The sequence below is a fragment of the Citrobacter sp. Cpo148 genome, from assembly GCF_030332375.1.
Classification (GTDB): domain Bacteria; phylum Pseudomonadota; class Gammaproteobacteria; order Enterobacterales; family Enterobacteriaceae; genus Citrobacter; species Citrobacter portucalensis.
Genome location: NZ_JAOWHY010000034.1, coordinates 159,500 through 181,546, shown reverse-complemented (window position 1 = coordinate 181,546; position 22,047 = coordinate 159,500). Strand labels below are relative to the sequence as shown.

Below are 22,047 nucleotides of genomic sequence, written 5' to 3'. Positions count from 1 at the left end.
TATCCTTACTTTTTGTTGGTTTCAGACACATCGCTGGCGTGGGTCTGGAGGTATTTCAACAACGTACGTTCCTCCACCGGATTAAGCCGGTAATAGGTCGACATGGCTTTCAGTCCGGCGATCCAGCCGTTAGCGGTATATCGGGTTGTAGGAGGAGTGCTATGACAGGCGCTACAGGTGGATTGCAGCATTTGATCTGAGTATTCCCAGATTGGCGCAAGCGTGTTGATAAAGTCCTGATCGGTGGTCCAGGCGGTGACGCTCACCTGCTGCCATTCCTGATGTGAGTCAGGATCGACCTGGGTGTGTAGCACTTTTACGTTCGCCATCAGGGGCTCATCGAGAACGGCGGAGAAAACGCGTTTCCCCATATACTGGGTGATCACCCGTCCACGCCCTTTGCTTTCTCGCCAGCCCGTGATTTCGAGCTGCACGTTACTGCCTTCTTTTTTCAGCACCTTGACCTCGGTAGCAGGAAATAACAGCGCCTTCCCGACCGGACTCCCTGCCGTTGCCGCCAGTGATTTTTCGCTTAATGAGAACTGCGTGGTCGCATCCGTTGGCGTATCTCCCTGACGCTGTAGCTGCTTATAGCGATCGCGAAAACCGCTGCTCATATCGGGTTTGTGATGGGCTATTCCTTTGTGACAATCGATACAGTTACTGTCTTTTGCTGCCGCTGCGGTCATTTGCGCCGCCGCGTTTGCCGATTGCTTGCCATGATCCATTGCCTCATAGCTATGGCAGGATTTACACGCCGCTGAATTATTCGCGCTCATGCGCGCCCACTCCCGCTGGGCCAGCTCCGGACGTTTGGCAGCAAACTTTTCAGGAGTATCGATAGAAGGAGAAATAAAGGTGTGATAGAGGTCGTTTAAGGCTTCAGTTTTACGAATAAGCGTTGGAACAACGCCCGGGGGGATATGACAATCCTTACACTCAGCCCGCACGCCAGATGCGTTACGAAAATGCACGCTGGTTTTATATTCCTCTCCAGCCGTGCGCATCGAGTGACACGATAAACAAAATTCGGTGGTACTGGTGTAATGAACGCCTTGCCACGTTCCCCAAATAGCCAGGGCCATTGCCACCGCCCCAGCCAATACGCACCACAATGCGTTCTTTCTTATCCACGACATGCTTGCCTCCATTTTTTTAATAGCGACACGCTAAGGGATAATAAAAATCAAAAATAGAGACAGCGATAGCAAGTTATAGGAACAGCCACTACTCCATGAGGTGTATCAAATAGTAAAAACGAGAAATTCGTAATATAGTGGCTATATATTAATAAGGAATTCCTCATGCTTACATTAACGCTCAATAGAGAACTCCGCACTCCGCTGCAATTGCAAATTTTTCAATTTTATTTCCAGGCTATTCAGCGGGGAGATTTGCTTTGTGGCGATAAGCTTCCCTCTATTCGCGAGCAGGCTCAGGTATTGAACGTAGCCAAAATAACGGTAGTGATGGCCTATGATAAGCTTATGGCTGCAGGGTTAATCAAGAGCCGACACGGCATTGGCTATGAAGTGATATTCACCACGCCTGTACGTATAACACCAACGCATGTGCCCGTTACCCAGGGTTCTCCGCCGACAAAACCTAAAGCTGCCGGAGTCTCAACCGATGTTTACGCCGAGCCTGGACGAGAGTGCTACTGTCGGATGGGCGTCCCCGATCCCAACGCTTTTCCCTGGTCAAGTTGGCGGAAATGGAATAATGCTCCAAGCATACTTAAAGAACAATTATTTACCCGATACCATTCACCAAGTGGATTATTTTCACTGCGTGAGCAATTGGTCAGATACCTTAATTTATCCCGCGGAATTAATACCCGAGCAGAGAACATCATCATTACCAACGGGATTCAGGAAGGATTATCACTGCTCAGCCAAATATTTATTATTCATCATGCTGTCAGTCAGCAAAAAAAGTGCCATATTGTGACGGAATCCCCTTGTTATTCTGGCGCATGGCATCTTTTTAATTATTACGGTGCAGACATTACGTCAATTGCCGTAGATAACCACGGGCTGCAAACAGATAATTTACCCGAGTATGAAACCCAGCTTTGTTATGTTACTCCAGCGCATCAGTATCCGATGGGAAGCGTGCTTTCACTGGAGCGCCGTCAGTCATTATTAACGTGGGCGCAACGCGTCGGCGCTTACATCATTGAAGATGATTACGATGCCGTTTTTACCTATGGGGAAAATCCCCTTCCCGCGCTGAAAGCCATGGATTATCACAACCGGGTTATCTACTTGGGGACATTTTCTAAAACGCTGGGGCCAGGCGCACGGCTTGGCTATCTTATTTGCCCTGATGAACTGCTTCCGGTGGTACAGAATATGAAAGCGCTCAATAACAACGGCAGCCAGTGGTTGTTGCAGCAATTTTTGGCCGAACTGATGCAAAATCAGGTGTTTTATACGCATATCAGCAAGCTGGCCTGCAGCTATGCGACGCGCCTCACCCTGTTACGCGATGGCCTTTCCACTCTGTTTCCCGAAGGGAAAATCGCTGGCGCAACGGCAGGTCTGCACCTCTCGTTACGCATTGCCAGACACGCAGAATTCATCACCAGGTTGCAACAATGCTGCCTGTTGGCCGGGATCCGTTTCGACACTCTGCCGGATATAGAAAATGGATCAGAAGCCGCATGGCGCAAAGAGAACAGCGATGCTGTTATGTTTTTTGGATTTGGTGGATTGCAGATACAGCAGATCAATAAAGTGCTGACAGTGCTGGAGCAGGCGCTCGCGCAGCCTTGATGAAAAACAGGGATCGCGCCTGTCGCGCAATCCCTGTTGTTAGACTTACAGCAGATCGCGGAACTGCGTTTGTTTCAGCGCCAGCTCAACGCCACGGACTTCTGCCAGGCCTTTCAGGCGGCCAATCGCAGAGTAGCCCGGGTTGGTTTTCTTGTGCAGATCGTCAAGCATCTGGTGTCCATGATCCGGACGCATCGGGATAGGACGCAGGTCGCCCGCTTTTTTACGCCGCTGCTCTTCGCTCAAAATGGCAGCCACCACCGATACCATATCCACATCGCCCTGCAGGTGCGCACCTTCATGGAAGGTTTTCGGGTTATCTTCACGACAGGTTGAGCGCAGGTGCGTGAAGTGGATTCGATCGCCAAAGGTTTCGATCATTTTCACCAGATCGTTATCAGCGCGCACGCCGTAAGAACCGGTGCACATGGTGAAACCATTATTAATGCTATCGACCGTTTCTTTCAGCCACTGCATATCTTCGATAGTCGAAACGATACGCGGCAGGCCGAGGATCGGGCGCGGCGGATCGTCAGGATGCACGGCCAGACGCACGCCGACTTCTTCTGCCACTGGCACAATCGCCCGCAGGAATACCGCCATATTATCGCGCAGATCGTCCTTGCTGATGCCGTCGTATTCAGCGAGACGCGCACGGAACTGATCCAGCGTATAGCCCTCTTCTGCACCAGGCAGGCCAGCAATGATATTGCGGGTCAGTTTTTCAATTTCTGCATCACTCATGGCATTGAAGTAGTCCATCGCCTGGCGTTGTTCTTCGGCGGTATAATCCGCTTCAGCTCCCGGGCGTTGCAGAATGTGAAGTTCAAAGGCCGCAAAAGCAATCTGGTCAAAACGCAGCGCTTTGGAACCATCCGGCAGTTGATATTCGAGGTCGGTACGCGTCCAGTCGAGGATCGGCATGAAGTTATAGCACACCGTATCGATACCACAGGTCGCCAGATTACGGATACTCTGCTGATAGTTGGCAATCCACGTTTGATATTGACCTGAACGCGTTTTGATATCTTCGTGGACAGGGATACTTTCCACTACCGACCAGGTCAGCCCTTTTTCAGCCAGAATGGCCTGACGCTGCTGAATTTCTTCTACCGGCCACACTTCACCGTTTGGAATATGGTGCAAGGCGGTCACAACACCCGTTGCGCCAGCCTGACGCACATCATCAAGCGATACCGGATCGTTAGGTCCGTACCAACGCCAGGTTTGTTCCATTGTTTCACCTCACAAGTTGTTATACCAAATTAAATCATCTTAATGACGACTACCATACAGGCATCCGTCAACTGATCAACACATTGCCGATGATTGGTTGATCAAGCTCACATTCCCCGGATAAATGAGGCACACCAATTCAATTTGTTGTCATATAACTTTATACTGCCATTGTTAATTTATGGTTAATCAGGTGTATTAAATGAAAACTATTGCCTCAGCGCCACTGACGGAAAATGTCATGATGCCGCAATACGACCGCCAGCAATTAAAAACGCGGATTGTGCATTTTGGTTTCGGTGCTTTTCACCGCGCCCATCAGGCGTTACTAACCGACAGGGTGCTGAATGCGCAGGGTGGAGACTGGGGTATTTGTGAGATCAGTCTGTTCAGCGGCGATCGACTGATGAGCCAACTGCGCGAACAGGATCATTTATTTACCGTGCTGGAAAAAGGGGCCAACGGCAACCAGCCAATTGTTATCGGTGCCGTCAACGAATGTCTCAACGCCAGGCTGGATTCGCTGGCAGCCATTATCGAAAAATTCTGCGAACCTCAGGTGGCTATTGTCTCGCTAACCATCACAGAAAAAGGCTACTGCATCGATCCGGCGACAGGTTCGTTAGACCTCAGTAATCCACGTATTGCTCACGATCTGCAAACACCGACTGAACCGCACTCTGCCCCCGGAATTATTGTTGAAGCCCTACACCGCCGACGTGAACGCGGGCTACAGCCGTTTACCGTCCTCTCTTGCGATAACATCCCGGACAATGGTCATGTGGTAAAAAACGCCGTCCTTGGAATGGCGGAGAAACGTTCACCAGAACTGGCAACCTGGATTCAGGAACATGTCAGTTTCCCAGGCACCATGGTCGACCGCATTGTCCCTGCCGCCACTGAAGAGTCACTGGCCGAAATTGCCCGCGAGCTGGGGGTTGCCGATCCTTGCGCAATCAGCTGCGAACCGTTTATCCAGTGGGTGATTGAAGATAATTTTGTGTGTGGCCGCCCACAATGGGAAACGGCGGGCGTCCAGATGGTCGAAAATGTGTTGCCGTGGGAACAAATGAAACTGCGGATGCTGAACGGCAGTCATTCGTTTCTCGCTTATCTCGGCTATCTGGCCGGGTTCCAGCACATCAGCGACTGTATGCAGGACAGCGCATTTCGTGAAGCCGCTTACCGCCTGATGCTCAACGAACAGGCACCTACGCTGCAAATTACCGATGTTGATTTAGACCAGTATGCCCTAAGCCTGTTGGAGCGTTTTGCCAACCCAGCGTTGAAACATAAAACCTGGCAAATCGCGATGGACGGTAGCCAGAAATTACCCCAGCGCATGTTGGAAGGGATCCGCGTACATTTAGCCCGCCAAAGCGAGTGGCCACTGCTGGCGCTCGGCGTCGCGGGCTGGATGCGTTATGTGAGCGGCGTGGATGATTCAGGCACCGCTATTGATGTTCGTGACCCGTTGAGTGAAAAAATTGCCGCTCTGGTTAAACAGAGCACAGAGTCAGAACGCGTCAACGCCCTGCTTTCGCTGCGCGAGATTTTCGCCACCGATCTCGTACAGAATCCGCAGTTTGTCGCGGCCATTCAGCAGGCCTGGCAACGCATTGCCCAATACGGTGCGCATCAGGCTGTCATTGAGACGTTAAAAAGTTAACGATTTCTGCCATTAAGCAGGACGAAGCGCCTCTTCGTCCTCTCACCCCTTCTCTTTTTCCCCGTTTTTCGCCAGGATTGTTAAATGCCATTACGGTAATTTATGATTCTGGAGTAAATGTGACTAAAACCAATCTCATCACCGGTTTTCTCGGCAGTGGCAAAACCACCTCTATTCTTCATTTATTGGCAAACAAAGATCCTGCTGAGAAGTGGGCCGTGCTGGTTAATGAGTTTGGTGAAGTTGGCATTGATGGCGCGTTGCTGGCCGACAGCGGTGCGCTGCTAAAAGAGATCCCCGGCGGCTGTATGTGCTGTGTTAACGGTCTGCCAATGCAGGTTGGCCTCAATACGCTGCTGCGTCAGGGAAAACCCGACCGCCTGCTGATTGAACCCACCGGCCTCGGGCATCCCAAACAGATTCTGGATTTACTCACCGCACCGGTTTATGAGCCGTGGATCGATCTGCGCGCAACCCTCTGTATCCTTGATCCTCGCCTGTTACTGGATGAGAAAAGCGTCGCCAATGACAATTTCCGCGATCAGCTGGCCGCCGCTGATATCATTGTTGCCAACAAAACCGACCGTGCCACGACGGAAAGCGAAAACGCCCTACAAAGCTGGTGGCAACACTACGGTGGTAATCGCCAGTTAGTTCATGCCGACCATGGGCAAATTGACGGTCAGCTATTGGATTTGCCCCGACTAAACCTGGCGGAGCTTCCTGCAAGCGCGGAGCACGCCCATAGCCATGCCAACAAAAAGGGGCTGGCAGCGTTGAGCTTACCCGCACAGCAGCGTTGGCGTCGTAGCCTGAACAGCGGTCAGGGCCATCAGGCCTGCGGTTGGATTTTTGACGCCGATACAGTGTTCGATACCATCGGTCTGCTGGAATGGTCGCGTCTTGCTCCTGTTGGACGCGTAAAGGGGGTAATGCGTATTAAAGAAGGACTGGTACGCATTAACCGCCAGGGAGACGACTGGCATATAGAGACGCAAAACGTCGCGCCACCGGATAGCCGTATTGAACTCATCGCCGATACCGAGACTGACTGGAATGCGTTACAGAGCGCGTTGTTGAGACTTCGTTTAGACGCTAGCGCGTAAGGTTGCCTTCGTTTTTAGCAATGGTAAACGACGATGAAAACCCGATACCCTTTAATCCTCCTGCTTAATATTGCGGGTCTGGCACTGTTTCTGTCCTGGTATATTCCAGCCGGGCATGGGTTCTGGTCTTCACTCGATACGGGCGTCTTCCGCTTCTTTAATCATAAACTGGTGGAAAGCCCGCTGTTCTTATCGGTTGTTGCTATTACCAATAATCGGGCATTTGATGGCTGCTCATTGCTGGCTATGGGCGCATTGATGCTGCACTTTTGGCTCAAAGAGACGTCGGAAGGTCGCCGACGCATTGTGGCGATTGGTTTGGTTATGCTGCTCACCGCAGTGGTATTAAATCAGCTGGGCCAGGCGCTTATTCCCGTTAAACGCGCCAGCCCCACGCTTATGCTGGATAATATTTATCGCGTCAGCGAACTGCTGCATATTCCGACCAAAGATGCGTCGAAAGACAGTTTTCCTGGCGATCACGGCATGATGCTGCTTATTTTTTCCGCATTTATGCTGCGTTATTTCGGAAAAGTCGCAGGAATAATCGGCCTTATTATTGCTGTGGTTTTTGCCTTCCCGCGCGTAATGATTGGCGCTCATTGGCTCACTGATATCGTGGTTGGTTCCATGACGGTGGTCTTGATTGGCCTTCCCTGGTGGCTAATGACGCCATTAAGCGACCGATTAGTCACTCTGTTCGTGAATTATCTACCCGGCAAAAACAAACAATTTTTAAACAAATAACGCAGAGTAATTAACATCATCAGGGATACTTCTGATTCCCTGATGATGCCGGGCAATATTTCATCATTCTGATTGTCATTCTCCTGTCATCTTATTCATGTTTAAAATGAGTGGGTTGCGTATTTTTTACCCTGATTGTTCTTAATTTAGACAATGCCGTTTATTCACTTTCTGTATCAATTTTTCTTATAAGAAATCACGTAAAATCACTCGCATTGACCGGAACGATCGGGTAATCTCGAACTCGTTTTGCCTCGCGGGATAATTATTCCCTTTCAGAATAAATTTGTGCGTTCTGCCACAGATTTGACCTTAAGGAATTGTCTCATCGTGCGATGGTAATTAGTCTCGTCACGTTTGGCATTTTTTATAACGATATTTATCGTTAAGGACTTCAAGGGAAAACAAACAAAATGGTCAAATCTCAACCGATTTTGAGATATATCTTGCGGGGCATACCCGCGATAGCAGTTGCGGTTCTGCTTTCTGCATGTAGCACAACGAACACCGCCAAGAATATGCATTCTGAGACGCATGCTGTGGGCAATGGAGATAACTCTTCACTGCAAGCCTCTCAGGATGAATTTGAAAATATGGTACGTAATATCGATGTTAAATCACGTATTATGGACCAGTATGCTGACTGGAAAGGCGTGCGTTACCGCCTTGGCGGCAGCACCAAAAAAGGTATTGATTGCTCAAGCTTCGTGCAGCGTACATTCCGCGAGCAATTTGGTTTAGAGCTTCCGCGCTCAACCTATGAACAACAGGAAACGGGAAAATCCGTTTCGCGCACTAATCTGCGCACAGGCGATCTGGTTCTGTTCCGTGCTGGTTCTACTGGCCGTCACGTCGGTATTTATATCGGTAACAACCAGTTTGTACATGCCTCGACCAGCAGTGGCGTTATCATTTCCAGCATGAACGAGCCTTACTGGAAAAAACGTTACAACGAAGCTCGCCGGGTTCTGAGCCGCAGTTAGTTTCGTTTGGCAGCTATCCCTTGGCTATCCTGATGAGACATTCCAAAAGCACTGCTTCGGCGGTGCTTTTTTGTTTCACCCTGCGACTAAGAAAAATCTCACAACATGAGTCATTTCAGGTTATATTCATACAGAGTAAGCGGTTAAATCAGGTAAAATAAGGATCTATGTTCAGACGCTCTTCTTCATCCGGTCGGAAAATCCTGCTTTCCTGTATGTTAACGGGGCTTATCGTCGCAATACTCGTGAGTACCCTGCAGTTTTTCGTCACCTGGCATAAACGAGAAGTTAAGTACGACACGCTCCTTGCCGATATCCAGAATTACGTCAGCAGCTACTTCACCGACCTCAAAACCACCACCGATGCCCTTCAGCCGCTGGTTGCCAACAGTTGCCAACAAGTCGGCGCTAAGCTGACCTCCAGTGCAGCATTTAGCCTGAACGTTCGCGCTTTCTTGCTGGTAAAAGACGGCATCGCTTTCTGCTCTTCCGCGACAGGTTCCATGTTCACTCCGATTTTGGATTTGATACCAAACCTCGATATCAGCAGAAATATTGATGTGGAATTACTTCCCGGTACGCCCATGATGCCGGACAAACCAGCGATCATGATTTGGCACCGAAACGCGTCGTTCAACGATAGCGGCGTATTTACCTCACTGAATATCAATCTGGCACCTTATCTGCTCTATACCGCCCGGCAGGATGATTTTGACGGTATTGCGATTATCGTCGGTAATACCGCAATTTCGACATTCTCATCGCGAATCATCGATGTCTCCGCTCTTCCTCATACCTCCTGGCGGCAGGCCACTCTTGAAGGGATCCCGCTTAAAATTCGCTTATACGCACAAGAGTGGAGCTATACCGACGTCTGGTATTCTATTTTGTTGGGATGTATGGCCGGGATTATTGCCGCCCTTCTCCTCTGGTACTACATCTACAGCATCCGTTTACGCCCAGGCAAAGATATCCTCAACGCCATCAAGCATAACCAGTTTTATGTGGTGTACCAGCCCGTCGTAGAGATGCAAACGCTGGAAGTGAAAGGCGTCGAGGTCCTGTTACGTTGGAATCACCCAACAACGGGCGAGATCCCACCGGATGCCTTTATTCATTACGCTGAATCACAGAAAATGATCGTCCCGCTGACTCAGCATCTCTTTAAGTTGATCGCCCAGGATGCCCCGGCGCTACAAAAAGTGTTACCCGCTGGCGCAAAATTGGGGATCAATATCGCGCCATCGCATCTGCATGGCGAGACATTTAAAGACGACATCCGGCACCTGCACGCTTCACTTCCCGCAAACTATTTTCAGATAGTGCTGGAAATCACTGAACGAGATATGCTCAATCAGCACGAGGCCACAAAGCTATTTGAATGGCTACATTCCGCAGGTTTTGAAATTGCGATTGATGATTTTGGCACCGGCCATAGCGCGCTTATTTATCTGGAACGCTTTACCGTTGACTACCTGAAAATCGATCGCGGATTTATTAACGCCATCGGGACGGAAACCCTGACCTCTCCGGTTCTGGACGCCGTGTTGACACTTTCTAAACGTCTTAATATGCTGACGGTTGCGGAAGGGGTAGAAACTCCTGAGCAAGCCCGTTGGCTGCGCGATCGTGGGGTGCATTTTTTCCAGGGATACTGGATTAGCCGACCATTAAAGCTTGCTGATTTTGTGCGTTGGATGGCACAGCCCAATAAGCCGACGTGGTGATCGCAGTATGCGATTCATATACTCTCACTCGCCGCTACATCCCTTATCTTTCAGGCATGATGCCCGTCGGGTTGTGGCAGGAAAAGGAAATCGCTTTTATATGATCCCTCGCGTACTGTTTCTGTTTATTACCCTCATCGGGTTTAGCGCCCAGGCGCAATCCATCAAAGAAAGCTATGCTTTTGCCGTACTGGGTGAACCGAAGTACGCATTTAACTTTAATCACTTCGATTATGTAAATCCCGCAGCCCCTAAAGGGGGTCAAATCACCCTGTCCGCCATTGGCACGTTTGACAACTTTAACCGCTATGCGATGCGCGGTAACCCCGGCGCACGTACCGAAACGCTTTACGATACGTTGTTTACGACCTCTGACGATGAACCTGGTAGCTATTACCCGCTCATTGCCGACAGCGCACGCTATGCTGACGACTATTCCTGGGTAGAAATTGCCATTAATCCACGAGCGCGTTTTCACGATGGCTCACCCATTACCGCCCGCGACGTCGCATTCACCTTCCACAAATTTATGACTGAAGGCGTGCCGCAGTTTCGTCTGGTCTACAAGGGAACAACGGTAAAAGCCATCGCGCCATTAACCGTACGCATTGAATTAGCCAAACCGGGTAAAGAGGACATGCTCAGCCTGTTTTCATTACCCGTAATGCCAGAGAAGTACTGGAAAGATCATAAGCTCAGCGATCCCTTATCATCGCCACCGCTCGCCAGCGGCCCTTATCGCATTACGAAATGGAAGATGGGCCAGTATATTGTCTATTCGCGCGTCAAAGATTATTGGGCCGCTAATCTGCCCGTCAATCGTGGACGCTGGAACTTTGATACCATCCGCTACGACTACTATCTGGATGATAACGTCGCCTTTGAAGCGTTTAAGGCCGGTGCGTTTGATCTGCGTCTTGAAAATGATGCCAAAAACTGGGCGACGCGTTATACCGGGAAAAATTTCGCGAATCATTACATCATCAAAGATGAGCAAAAAAACGAGTCCGCGCAGGATACCCGCTGGCTGGCATTTAATATTCAGCGTCCGGTATTCAGCGACCGACGGGTACGGGAAGCCATCACGCTGGCCTTTGATTTTGAATGGATGAATAAAGCGCTGTTCTATAATGCCTGGAGCCGGACCAACAGCTATTTTCAGAATACCGAATATGCCGCGACAAAATACCCCGACGCAGATGAGCTGGTGATACTCGCGCCCTTGAAAAAAGATCTCCCCTCTGAGGTCTTTAGCCAAATCTATCAGCCGCCAAAATCAAAAGGCGATGGCTACGACCGCGACAACCTGTTGAAAGCCGATACCTTACTGGAGCAGGCCGGGTGGGTACTAAAGGGTCAGCAGCGCGTAAACAGCGCCAGCGGTAAACCTCTGAGCTTTGAACTGTTGCTCCCGGCGGGCAGCAACAGTCAGTGGGTGCTGCCGTTCCAGCACAACCTGCAGCGCTTAGGTATTACCATGAATATCCGCCAGGTGGATAATTCACAAATCACGAACCGCCTGCGCAGTCGCGACTATGACATGATGCCGAGGTTGTATCGCGCGATGCCGTGGCCGAGTTCGGACCTGCAAATTCTGTGGGCCTCTCAATATATTGATTCCAGCTACAACGCCCCCGGCGTACAAAGCCCGGTGATTGATAAACTGATCGACCAAATCATCGCGGCACAAGGTGATAAAGCCAAATTGATCCCACTGGGCCGGGCACTGGACAGGGTATTAACCTGGAACTACTACATGTTGCCGATGTGGTTTATGGCAGAGGATCGCATCGCCTGGTGGGATAAATTTTCGCATCCTGCTATTCGCCCAATTTACACCATTGGTCTCGACAACTGGTGGTATGACGTCAACAAAGCGGCGAAACTGCCCGCAGCCAGACGACAGGGAGAATAAATGGGCGCGTATCTGATTCGACGTCTACTGCTGGTGATCCCAACGCTTTGGGCCATCATCACCATCAACTTTTTTATCGTGCAAATTGCCCCAGGCGGCCCGGTTGAACAGGCCGTCGCCGCCATTGAGTTCGGGCAAAGCGGGGCATTACCCGGCGCGGGTAGCGAAGGTGTTCGTGCCAGCCACGCGCAAACCGGCGTTGGTAACATCAGCGACAGTAATTATCGAGGCGGACGGGGTCTGGACCCGGAAGTGATCGCCGAAATCACTCGCCGCTATGGGTTCGATAAGCCCATTCATGAGCGTTACTTCAAAATGCTCTGGGATTACATTCGTTTCGATTTCGGTGACAGCCTGTTTCGTAGCGCCTCGGTGCTGACGCTTATCAAAGACAGCCTGCCTGTTTCCGTCACGCTGGGGCTGTGGAGTACGCTCATCATCTATCTGGTGTCGATACCGCTTGGGATCCGCAAAGCGGTGCATAACGGCAGCCGGTTTGATGTCTGGAGCAGCGCATTTATTATTATCGGCTATGCCATACCGGCCTTTCTGTTTGCCATTTTGCTGATCGTCTTTTTTGCCGGGGGAAGCTACTACGACCTGTTCCCGCTTCGCGGGCTGGTATCCGCCAATTTTGACTCCCTGCCCTGGTATCAGAAAGTAACCGACTACCTTTGGCATATTACCCTGCCGGTGCTGGCGACGGTGGTTGGTGGGTTTGCCGCACTGACTATGCTGACCAAGAACTCATTTCTGGATGAGGTGCGCAAACAATATGTCGTCACCGCACGCGCTAAAGGGGTCAGCGAGAAAAATATTCTGTGGAAACATGTGTTTCGCAATGCCATGTTGCTGGTGATCGCCGGCTTCCCGGCAACGTTTATCAGCATGTTTTTTACCGGCTCACTGCTGATTGAAGTGATGTTCTCACTTAACGGCCTGGGATTGCTGGGTTATGAATCCACCGTATCACGCGACTACCCGGTAATGTTTGGCACGCTTTATATCTTCACCCTGATCGGTCTGCTGCTGAATATCCTCAGCGACATCAGCTATACGCTGGTCGATCCTCGTATTGATTTTGAGGGACGCTAATGTCGCGATTAAGCCCCGTCAGTCAGGCCCGCTGGGCGCGCTTTCGCCACAATCGTCGCGGCTACTGGTCGCTGTGGATTTTTCTGGTGCTGTTCGGTCTTAGCCTGTGTTCAGAACTGATTGCCAATGATAAGCCGCTACTGGTGCGCTACGACAATAGCTGGTATTTCCCCCTGTTCAAAAACTACAGTGAAAGCGACTTCGGCGGCCCCCTGGCGACTCAGGCTGATTATCAGGACCCGTGGCTACAACAGCGCCTGGAAAACCAGGGCTGGATCCTGTGGGCACCAATACGCTTTGGGGCCACCAGCATTAACTTTGCCACCGATAAGCCCTTCCCTTCCCCGCCTTCCGCACAAAACTGGCTGGGAACAGACGCCAACGGCGGTGATGTACTGGCGCGCATCCTCTACGGCACACGTATTTCTGTCTTGTTTGGTCTAATGCTCACCCTCTGTTCGAGCGTGATGGGCATTATGGCTGGCGCAATTCAGGGCTATTATGGCGGCAAGGTGGACCTGTGGGGGCAACGATTCATTGAAGTTTGGTCAGGAATGCCAACGCTGTTTCTCATCATTCTATTGTCGAGCGTGGTCCAGCCTAACTTCTGGTGGCTGCTGGGCATTACCGTATTGTTTGGCTGGATGAGCCTGGTTGGCGTGGTGCGCGCGGAATTTTTACGTACCCGAAACTTTGATTACATTCGAGCCGCTCAAGCGCTAGGCGTAAGCGATCGCAGTATTATTCTGCGTCATATGCTGCCTAACGCGATGGTCGCGGCCCTGACTTTTTTACCGTTTATTTTATGCGCCTCGATAACTACTCTGACCTCACTGGATTTTCTTGGGTTCGGTTTACCGCTTGGCTCGCCATCACTGGGAGAACTCCTGTTACAGGGTAAAAACAACCTGCAGGCACCGTGGCTTGGCATCACCGCGTTCATCTCCGTTGCCCTGCTACTATCGCTGCTGATCTTTATTGGTGAAGCGGTACGCGATGCGTTTGATCCCAACAAGGCGATTTAAAATGACACAACCTCTGTTAGCCATTGAGAATTTATCGGTAGGTTTTCGTCAACAAGAGACCGTGCGCACCGTAGTCAATGCCCTCTCACTACGGGTTGATGCCGGACAAACGCTGGCGCTGGTGGGCGAGTCTGGCTCGGGGAAAAGCGTGACCGCGCTTTCTATCCTACGGTTGTTACCGTCCCCTCCGGTAGTTTACCCTTCCGGGGACATCCGTTTTCATGGTGAATCATTACTTCACGCCAACGAGCAGACGCTTCGCGGCGTACGGGGGAATAAAATCGCCATGATTTTCCAGGAGCCGATGGTGTCACTGAACCCGCTCCACAATCTGGAAAAACAGCTTTATGAAGTGCTGTCGCTGCATAGGGGAATGCGTCGGGAAGCGGCGCGGGCAGAAATCCTGACCTGCCTGGATCGCGTTGGCATCCGTCAGGCAGCCAAACGTCTCGCAGATTACCCACACCAACTGTCCGGCGGTGAACGCCAGCGTGTGATGATCGCCATGGCACTGCTGACACAACCTGAGCTGCTTATTGCTGATGAACCGACTACCGCGCTGGACGTTTCCGTTCAGGCACAGATCCTGCAATTGCTGAGGGAACTACAGCGCGAGCTGAACATGGGATTACTGTTCATCACCCACAACCTGAGTATTGTGAAAAAACTGGCCGATACCGTGGCGGTCATGCAAAACGGCCAGTGCGTTGAGCAAAATAGAGCAGCACAGTTGCTCACTGCGCCAACGCATCCCTACACGAAGAAATTGTTAAACAGCGAACCTTCCGGCGACCCGGTACCTTTGCCTGTCGGGCAAGCTCCGTTGCTGGAAGTGGAAAAACTCCGCGTCGCCTTTCCTATCCGCAAAGGTATCCTGAAACGCGTGGTGGACCACAACGTCGTCGTTAACGACGTCAGTTTTTCCCTCCGGCCCGGTGAAACGCTGGGGCTGGTTGGAGAGTCAGGCTCCGGAAAAAGCACCACCGGGCTGGCGCTTCTGCGGTTAATCACCTCGCAGGGAAGCATTGTGTTCGATGGTCTGGCACTGCATACCTTAAATCGACGCCAGCTATTGCCGGTCCGTCACCGTATTCAGGTGGTATTTCAGGATCCCAACTCCTCGCTGAACCCACGCCTGAGCGTGCTACAGATTATCGAGGAGGGGTTGCGCGTTCATCAGCCTACCCTGTCAGCCGAACAACGCGAGGCACAGGTGAAATCGGTGATGGAGGAAGTGGGATTGGATAGCGAAACGCGACATCGTTATCCTGCGGAGTTTTCTGGCGGACAACGCCAACGCATTGCTATTGCCAGAGCATTGATTCTCAAACCTTCCCTGATCATTCTGGATGAACCAACATCGTCGCTCGACAGGACCGTACAGGCGCAAATCCTGACGTTGTTAAAATCCTTACAGGAAAAGCATCGGCTGGCTTATATTTTTATCAGCCATGATTTGCACGTAGTACGCGCATTATGCCATCAGGTTATTGTGCTACGTCAGGGAGAGGTCGTGGAGCAAGGGCAATGCGAGCACGTCTTTAACGCACCACAGCAGGCCTATACGCGTCAGCTGCTCGCGCTAAGCTGACGCTCAAAAAGGATTGTTGTTTGAAAACGGTTCTGCGATAGCCACGCCGAAGTTTTTCAGTCTGCAGGTCGCGGCAAATTCGTCCTGGCGATTCACAAACAGGCACGGCTCCCCTTCACATTCCAGTACGGAACAAGGAACCTCGATATCACTGAGGGCCTGGCTGAGCTTATGCATGACTGACCACGCGCTGTCACCATCAGGACTGAGCAATTTGAGTGCCACCAGGCTGTTCTCATTACTCTGACCGTTTTGCGGAATCGGTTCAACTTTCGAACCTGCGAAACCCACCGACCAACGATAGCTCTGCGGCAGACGATGAACGATTGAGAGTTGTAATGTCATCACTTTCTTTCCCTGGAAGCACAATCACTTCACAATTATTTTACATCAATATTAACACATCATTGACAATACGTCTTTAGACAGTTGGTAAACGTTTACATCCAGTACTTATGCTGCTTACAGAACCCAGTAATTAAATTTATTCAACGGTTCTGGCATATTTCCGGGCTATATGTACTCGTTTCTGCGATCTAACTCAACCTTTTTAACTACAATGATGTGACTTTTTACATAAATTGATTTTACATAAAATAAACATAAGCGGGGGAAATGATAGATTTGCGGTTGATGTACATCAACTCTGGAGACCTTATGGCCCCCAGGTTGTGTAATAGATCACCGTTTTTGAGCGCGACTGGCGTAAAGATAGAAGAGAATTGAGCAGGTAGCGCAAAATGCGATCGACCATATCATTGGCCAGGCCGAGTTAAAGGTCGCCAGAGACAACAGGGCCCCGACAATGGCGCCAATGCCAAAGCGGAATGTCCCAGCCAGCGATGACGCCGTTCCCGCCATATACGGAAATTCATCCAGAATAACCGCCATGGCGTTTGATGACACCATCGATACACAGCCAACAAACGCCGCAACGCCAACGACCAGAGCCCAGAACCCCAGCCCGAACAGTGCGCTAAAGACCATCCATCCCGCCATCACGAACTGGATCCACAGACCGGTACGGAACATATTCAATGCCCCAACCCGACGCACAAAGCGACTGTTGATGATAGTCATCACGAACAGGAATACGATGTTCAGTGCGAAGTAATAACCGAAATGCTGCGGTGAAACGTGGTTGATCTCAATGTAAACAAAGGGTCCGGCGCTCAGAAACGAGAACATCCCGGCAAAGCTGAACCCGCTGGCCAGCATATAGCTCAGCACTCGTTTATGACGAAACAGCGAGGCAAAGTTGCCAATAGTGGTACGCAGGCGAAACGGCTGGCGACGCTCTACAGGCAGGGTCTCTTTGATCAGCGTAAAGATCATCACCGACGCCAGAACAGCCGCCATGGCGAGGATCCAAAAGATATAGTGCCAGCTAAGCCATACCAGCACCCAACCACCCACGATAGGTGCCAACAAAGGCGCAATTGTGGTCACCAGCATGACGAATGACATCATGCGCGAGAACTCTTCCTTCGGATAGATATCGCGCATCAGGGCGTTGATTACCACGCTCGCCGCCGCAGCAGCCAGACCGTGGAAGAAACGCATCACGATCAGTTGATCAATAGTTTGCGCCAGGGCGCAGGCCACTGCCGCCGCCGCAAACACCAGCGTTCCGCCCAGAATCACCGGCTTGCGCCCAATGCTGTCAGCCATTGGGCCATAGAGCAACTGCCCCACTGCAAACCCCAGAATATAGGTACTGAGGGTCATCTGCGCGCTACCCGCAGGCACACCAAACTGTTCTGAGATAACAGGTAGCGCCGGAAGATACATATCAATCGACAACGGCATCAGCATGGCTAACAAGCCAAGGATAAAAACTATGGCAATTGACGAGTTCTGCCGGGTGGTCACATTTAGCTCCTGAAATTAACGCGGGGTTAAGTTAACGCTGGCGATTTCTTCTTCGGTCAATGGACGGTATTCACCCGGCTCCAGATCGTCATCAAGCCTGATGTCACCAATTCGTTCACGGTGCAGTTCCACAACGTGGTTACCCACCGCGGCAAACATACGTTTTACCTGATGATAACGCCCTTCGCTGATGGTCAATCGCACCTGAGTTGGCGTAATGACCTCCAGAACAGCCGGTTTGGTCAGGTCTTTTTCATTATGCAACTGTACGCCATGGGCAAACTGCTCGGCGGTATCGTCTGCCACTGGCGACTCCAGCGTCACCAGATAGGTTTTCTCACAATGGTGACGAGGAGAGGTGATACGATGCGACCACTGTCCGTCATCGGTCATCAGTACCAGTCCGGTGGTGTCGATATCCAGACGCCCTGCCGCATGCAGTTTGTAGGCAACCGGTTCATCAAGGAAATAGAGCACCGTCGGATGATCCGGGTCATCCGTTGAGCAAACATAACCCTGAGGCTTATTCAGCATAAAATAGCGCGGGCCATTTTGTTGAACCAGGGAATTACCGTCATATTCGACGTCGTGTTCTGGTAGCAGCTTAAAGGCACTGTTTTTAACGATTTCACCGTCGACGGTAACGCGGTTAGCACGGATCTCACGCCCGGCAATAGCGCGGCTGACGCCGAGTTGCTGAGCGATAAATTTATCAAGTCGCATGAGTGTGATTTTTGCCTGTAAAAATACGAGAAGCGGGTTTACGCCCGAAAAGTGGGACTATTATCCGCCCAGTATAGCGGTGTTACACCATCCCTCAAGGGAAATGATTCATGGCATACTATACATTGTTGCTGTTTACCTTAATGAGCTCATGATTTTTACTCTTCGCCCGTACCAAAAAGAAGCCGTGGACGCCACGCTCAACCATTTTCGCCACCACCGCACCCCGGCGGTTATCGTCCTGCCAACCGGCGCGGGCAAAAGTCTGGTGATTGCTGAACTGGCCCGCGTGGCACGTGGTCGCGTACTGGTATTGGCGCACGTCAAAGAACTGGTCGCACAAAACCATGCCAAATATTGTGCGCTGGGGCTTGAAGCCGATATTTTTGCCGCAGGCCTGAAGCGTAAAGAGAGCCACGGGAAAGTAGTCTTTGGCAGCGTACAGTCGGTAGCGCGTAATCTGGAGGCCTTTCAGGGTGAATTCTCCCTGCTGATCGTCGATGAATGCCACCGTATTGGCGATGATGAAGAGAGTCAGTATCAGCAAATCCTCACTCACCTGACTAAAGTAAATCCCCACTTACGTCTGCTCGGGCTTACCGCCACACCTTTTCGTTTGGGTAAGGGCTGGATTTATCATTTTCATTATCATGGTATGGTGCGCGGCGATGAAAAAGCGCTGTTTCGCGACTGCATTTATGAATTACCGCTGCGCTACATGATTAAACACGGCTACCTGACGCCGCCAGAACGCCTCGACATGCCGGTCGTGCAGTATGACTTTAGTCGCCTGCAGGCGCAGAGTAACGGCCTGTTTAGCGAAGCAGATCTGAATCAGGAGCTGAAAAAGCAGCAACGAATAACGCCGCATATCATCAGCCAGATTGTCGAGTTTGCCCAAACCCGCAAAGGGGTGATGATTTTCGCCGCCACCGTTGAGCACGCCAAAGAAATTCAGGGTCTGCTGCCCGCTGACGACGCCGCGCTAATCACTGGAGATACGCCAGGCGCTGAGCGCGACGTGCTGATTGAAGAGTTCAAAGCCCAGCGTTTTCGCTATCTGGTGAATGTATCGGTCCTGACCACCGGATTCGATGCCCCGCACGTCGACCTTATCGCCATTCTGCGCCCAACAGAGTCAGTTAGCCTTTACCAACAAATTGTTGGTCGTGGGTTGCGCCTTGCACCGGGTAAAACCGACTGTCTGATCCTCGATTACGCCGGCAACCCGCACGATCTGTACGCACCGGAAGTGGGTGCTCCGAAAGGGAAAAGCGACAACGTTCCGGTACAGGTGTTCTGTCCTGCCTGCGGATTTGCAAACACCTTCTGGGGCAAAACCACGGCAGACGGCACGCTGATTGAACATTTTGGCCGCCGCTGCCAGGGATGGTTTGAAGATGATGACGGCCATCGCGAACAGTGCGATTTTCGTTTCCGTTTTAAAAACTGCCCACAATGCAACGCGGAAAATGACATCGCCGCCCGCCGTTGTCGCGAGTGCGACACGGTGCTGGTTGACCCGGATGACATGCTGAAAGCCGCGCTCAGGCTCAAAGATGCGCTGGTCCTGCGCTGTAGTGGTATGGTGTTACAAAACGGGCAGGATGATAAAGGCGAATGGCTGAAAATCACCTATTACGATGAAGATGGCGCTGACGTCAGCGAACGCTTTCGCCTGCACACTCCCGCGCAGCGTACGGCCTTCGAACAACTGTTTATTCGCCCGCACACCCGAACACCCGGTATACCCTTACGCTGGATAACCGCCGCCGATATCCTCAATCAGCAGGCGTTGTTACGGCATCCTGATTTCGTGGTGGCGCGCATGAAAGGTCAGTACTGGCAGGTCCGTGAAAAGGTCTTCGATTATGAAGGACGCTTTCGTCGGGCACATGAATTACGCGGTTAATCGTACTTTTGATTGATGTACCAGCCGTTTGAGTATAGAATCTCGCCCGCTTTTGCATACGCAAAGCAGATCACTTACCTGTTGCTGGGTCGCCTGTAGCAGGAATTATTAAAGAGAGATTTAAATGTTTACTATCAACGCTGAAGTACGTAAAGAGCAGGGTAAGGGTGCGAGCCGCCGCCTGCGTGCCGCTAACAAGTTCCCGGCAATCATCTACGGTGGCGCAGAAGCCCCGATTGCTATCGAACTGGATCACGATGCAGTTATGAACATGCAAGCTAAAGCTGAATTCTACAGCGAAGTTCTGACCATCGTTGTTGACGGTAAAGAAGTTAAAGTTAAAGCTCAGGCTGTACAGCGTCACCCGTTCAAGCCGAAGCTGTCCCACATCGACTTCGTTCGCGCGTAATCGCAAACAAGTTGAAGAAAAACCCCGCCAAGGCGGGGTTTTTTTATGGGATTTTGTCATCGATACTGATGGTTCTCGTCGACCGGATAAGGCGTTAACGCTCTCACCCGGCACACGGTTTTATTTCCCGCCAGACGTGCGGCGCTGCAGCTGGTCGCGCAGGTTCGGCGGCGTACCTTTGATGGTCAAGGTGTCCGTCGCCGGATCCCAGAAAATACGTTCACCCAGTAACATAGCGTCGAAGTTAATGGTTAACCCACCGCCGCTGCCGGCAAATTTGGTTAACTGACGCAGCGTACTGCGATCCGCAGGGAAGCTCTCTTCCAGCTCGTAGCCTTTATCAGCGGTAAATTCGCTGAAGCTGACTTCACTGACGCCGGAAAGCTCTTTAGACAGCGACTCCAGCTCGATCTCTTCACCAGCCTGCAGCTGCTCGTTACAGTAGCTGTACACCTGCTGACGCACGTTCTGGCGTTCGGCTTTATCGAGTTGCGCCTCGGCAGTAAAGTCATCGACCGCCTGCAGCAGGCCACGGTTTTGCGCTTTGGCGTTCAGACCTTCGCTGGCACCGAGGAAATCCATAAAGAAATCGGCGACTTTGCGCCCTACCCGCCCTTTCAGGAACGTCAGATAGCGTGTGGACTCCGGATTGGTTTCCCACTCGGTTAAATCAATACGCGCCACGATGTCCGCATGATTGATATCCAGATAGTGCGTCGGGTTGATATCCAGATTTTCATTGACGCGCATGCTGCTTAAATTGTTCAGCACGGCGACCAGCAGATACTCTACCGCCAGATAGCGGTAATGGCAGAACAGGACAATGCCGCCGTCGGCAAAAGGATATTTCGCCAGCTCGTCCCGCAAGCGTCCGGTCGCGGCACGACTAAATGCCAGAAAATCCTCTTCGCCCTGACGCTGTAAACGCAGCGTTTGCGCCAGTTCACTCTCTTCGCTAAACAGGCCATAGGCTTTATTCTTGGCGCTATACACCCGATGCAACTCAGCCATCATATCGACAACCGTCGCTGTCGGTTCCAGTAATGAATCGCGCAAGACCAGCTCAAGGTTCTGCTCGTCACGTTTGATAAGCTGGTGCAGGGCAATCTGGTTGATATCCAGACTCATGATAAACTCTCCTCTTAGACCGGGCGGTATTCAACCACCTGCCGGGCAGTGACGCAATAGAAGATAAAAAAGCAGAAAAAAAACTGTCTGTACGGTAATATGTTGCCCTTTCATGAACAGACTGATTTCGAT

Annotated in this window: 18 protein-coding genes; 12 read left to right on the top strand and 6 right to left on the bottom strand. The window is 51.2% G+C overall.

Annotated features, from left to right (window positions below; translation table 11 throughout):
* Nucleotides 1–5: 5 nt before the first annotated feature.
* Nucleotides 6–1,139, bottom strand: coding sequence for a pentaheme c-type cytochrome TorC (gene torC / locus OGY10_RS02695; protein ID WP_020996672.1), 1,134 nt, complete (start codon nt 1,137–1,139; stop codon nt 6–8).
* A gap of 165 nt (nt 1,140–1,304) precedes the next feature.
* Here torC and pdxR point away from each other — a divergent pair, with 165 nt between their 5' ends.
* Entirely contained in the window at nt 1,305–2,777 is a 1,473-nt protein-coding gene (gene pdxR, locus OGY10_RS02690) for a MocR-like pyridoxine biosynthesis transcription factor PdxR (protein WP_208743986.1), read from the top strand.
* Nucleotides 2,778–2,822: 45 nt separating this feature from the next.
* Here the strand turns inward: pdxR and uxuA are convergent, their stop codons facing one another.
* Nucleotides 2,823–4,013 (bottom strand): mannonate dehydratase, encoded by a 1,191-nt coding sequence (gene uxuA, locus OGY10_RS02685; RefSeq protein WP_032944021.1) that lies wholly within the window; start codon nt 4,011–4,013, stop codon nt 2,823–2,825.
* 202 nt (nt 4,014–4,215) lie between these two features.
* On the opposite strand from uxuA, the gene OGY10_RS02680 reads away from it, so the two are divergent.
* From OGY10_RS02680 to yejF, 9 genes are all read left to right on the top strand, one after another.
* Nucleotides 4,216–5,682 (top strand): mannitol dehydrogenase family protein, encoded by a 1,467-nt coding sequence (locus tag OGY10_RS02680; protein ID WP_286576177.1) that lies wholly within the window; start codon nt 4,216–4,218, stop codon nt 5,680–5,682.
* Nucleotides 5,683–5,801: 119 nt separating this feature from the next.
* Nucleotides 5,802–6,788 (top strand): CobW family GTP-binding protein, encoded by a 987-nt coding sequence (locus OGY10_RS02675; RefSeq protein ID WP_003834563.1) that lies wholly within the window; start codon nt 5,802–5,804, stop codon nt 6,786–6,788.
* A 33-nt stretch (nt 6,789–6,821) separates the two neighbouring features.
* On the top strand, nt 6,822–7,535 hold the full coding sequence (locus tag OGY10_RS02670; protein WP_191226992.1) for a phosphatase PAP2 family protein: 714 nt from the start codon (nt 6,822–6,824) through the stop codon (nt 7,533–7,535).
* Nucleotides 7,536–7,948: 413 nt separating this feature from the next.
* Nucleotides 7,949–8,518, top strand: coding sequence for a bifunctional murein DD-endopeptidase/murein LD-carboxypeptidase (gene mepS, locus OGY10_RS02665; RefSeq protein WP_003834567.1), 570 nt, complete (start codon nt 7,949–7,951; stop codon nt 8,516–8,518).
* Between the two features lie 167 nt (nt 8,519–8,685).
* Complete coding sequence (locus tag OGY10_RS02660) at nt 8,686–10,245, top strand: cyclic di-GMP phosphodiesterase (protein WP_008785287.1); 1,560 nt, start codon at nt 8,686–8,688, stop codon at nt 10,243–10,245.
* A 100-nt stretch (nt 10,246–10,345) separates the two neighbouring features.
* Nucleotides 10,346–12,160, top strand: coding sequence for an extracellular solute-binding protein (locus OGY10_RS02655; RefSeq protein WP_191226991.1), 1,815 nt, complete (start codon nt 10,346–10,348; stop codon nt 12,158–12,160).
* On the top strand, nt 12,161–13,255 hold the full coding sequence (locus OGY10_RS02650; RefSeq protein WP_003834575.1) for a microcin C ABC transporter permease YejB: 1,095 nt from the start codon (nt 12,161–12,163) through the stop codon (nt 13,253–13,255).
* Complete coding sequence (locus OGY10_RS02645) at nt 13,255–14,280, top strand: ABC transporter permease (RefSeq protein ID WP_071444666.1); 1,026 nt, start codon at nt 13,255–13,257, stop codon at nt 14,278–14,280. The genes OGY10_RS02650 and OGY10_RS02645 overlap by 1 nt, the downstream gene beginning before the upstream one ends.
* A gap of 1 nt (nt 14,281) precedes the next feature.
* Nucleotides 14,282–15,871 (top strand): microcin C ABC transporter ATP-binding protein YejF, encoded by a 1,590-nt coding sequence (gene yejF, locus OGY10_RS02640; protein ID WP_208743980.1) that lies wholly within the window; start codon nt 14,282–14,284, stop codon nt 15,869–15,871.
* A gap of 3 nt (nt 15,872–15,874) precedes the next feature.
* Here the strand turns inward: yejF and OGY10_RS02635 are convergent, their stop codons facing one another.
* The 3 genes from OGY10_RS02635 to rsuA all read right to left on the bottom strand — a co-directional run bounded on the left by OGY10_RS02635 (nt 15,875) and on the right by rsuA (nt 18,466).
* Nucleotides 15,875–16,219: a YejG family protein gene (locus OGY10_RS02635; protein WP_085951589.1), complete on the bottom strand. Its 345-nt coding sequence runs from the start codon at nt 16,217–16,219 to the stop codon at nt 15,875–15,877.
* A 333-nt stretch (nt 16,220–16,552) separates the two neighbouring features.
* Entirely contained in the window at nt 16,553–17,743 is a 1,191-nt protein-coding gene (locus tag OGY10_RS02630; RefSeq protein ID WP_286576174.1) for a Bcr/CflA family multidrug efflux MFS transporter, read from the bottom strand.
* Between the two features lie 15 nt (nt 17,744–17,758).
* Nucleotides 17,759–18,466 (bottom strand): 16S rRNA pseudouridine(516) synthase RsuA, encoded by a 708-nt coding sequence (gene rsuA / locus OGY10_RS02625; protein ID WP_008785291.1) that lies wholly within the window; start codon nt 18,464–18,466, stop codon nt 17,759–17,761.
* 151 nt (nt 18,467–18,617) lie between these two features.
* Between rsuA and radD the strand changes: the two genes are divergently transcribed.
* Nucleotides 18,618–20,378 (top strand): DNA repair helicase RadD, encoded by a 1,761-nt coding sequence (gene radD / locus OGY10_RS02620; protein ID WP_125362689.1) that lies wholly within the window; start codon nt 18,618–18,620, stop codon nt 20,376–20,378.
* A gap of 124 nt (nt 20,379–20,502) precedes the next feature.
* Complete coding sequence (gene rplY, locus OGY10_RS02615; protein ID WP_003027502.1) at nt 20,503–20,787, top strand: 50S ribosomal protein L25; 285 nt, start codon at nt 20,503–20,505, stop codon at nt 20,785–20,787.
* Between the two features lie 120 nt (nt 20,788–20,907).
* Here the strand turns inward: rplY and yejK are convergent, their stop codons facing one another.
* Nucleotides 20,908–21,915 carry a nucleoid-associated protein YejK gene (yejK, locus tag OGY10_RS02610; protein WP_003027504.1) on the bottom strand — a complete coding sequence of 336 codons (1,008 nt, stop codon included), beginning with the start codon at nt 21,913–21,915 and terminating at the stop codon, nt 20,908–20,910.
* Nucleotides 21,916–22,047 lie beyond the last annotated feature (132 nt).

Bases quoted from the DNA above. Each gene is read 5' to 3' on its own strand.
- torC (WP_020996672.1), bottom strand. From the start codon at position 1,139: ATGTCGTGGATAAGAAAGAACGCATTGTGGTGCGTATTGGCTGGGGCG.
- pdxR (WP_208743986.1), top strand. From the start codon at position 1,305: ATGCTTACATTAACGCTCAATAGAGAACTCCGCACTCCGCTGCAATTG.
- uxuA (WP_032944021.1), bottom strand. From the start codon at position 4,013: ATGGAACAAACCTGGCGTTGGTACGGACCTAACGATCCGGTATCGCTT.
- OGY10_RS02680 (WP_286576177.1), top strand. From the start codon at position 4,216: ATGAAAACTATTGCCTCAGCGCCACTGACGGAAAATGTCATGATGCCG.
- OGY10_RS02670 (WP_191226992.1), top strand. From the start codon at position 6,822: ATGAAAACCCGATACCCTTTAATCCTCCTGCTTAATATTGCGGGTCTG.
- mepS (WP_003834567.1), top strand. From the start codon at position 7,949: ATGGTCAAATCTCAACCGATTTTGAGATATATCTTGCGGGGCATACCC.
- OGY10_RS02660 (WP_008785287.1), top strand. From the start codon at position 8,686: ATGTTCAGACGCTCTTCTTCATCCGGTCGGAAAATCCTGCTTTCCTGT.
- OGY10_RS02655 (WP_191226991.1), top strand. From the start codon at position 10,346: ATGATCCCTCGCGTACTGTTTCTGTTTATTACCCTCATCGGGTTTAGC.
- OGY10_RS02650 (WP_003834575.1), top strand. From the start codon at position 12,161: ATGGGCGCGTATCTGATTCGACGTCTACTGCTGGTGATCCCAACGCTT.
- OGY10_RS02645 (WP_071444666.1), top strand. From the start codon at position 13,255: ATGTCGCGATTAAGCCCCGTCAGTCAGGCCCGCTGGGCGCGCTTTCGC.
- yejF (WP_208743980.1), top strand. From the start codon at position 14,282: ATGACACAACCTCTGTTAGCCATTGAGAATTTATCGGTAGGTTTTCGT.
- rsuA (WP_008785291.1), bottom strand. From the start codon at position 18,466: ATGCGACTTGATAAATTTATCGCTCAGCAACTCGGCGTCAGCCGCGCT.
- radD (WP_125362689.1), top strand. From the start codon at position 18,618: ATGATTTTTACTCTTCGCCCGTACCAAAAAGAAGCCGTGGACGCCACG.
- rplY (WP_003027502.1), top strand. From the start codon at position 20,503: ATGTTTACTATCAACGCTGAAGTACGTAAAGAGCAGGGTAAGGGTGCG.
- yejK (WP_003027504.1), bottom strand. From the start codon at position 21,915: ATGAGTCTGGATATCAACCAGATTGCCCTGCACCAGCTTATCAAACGT.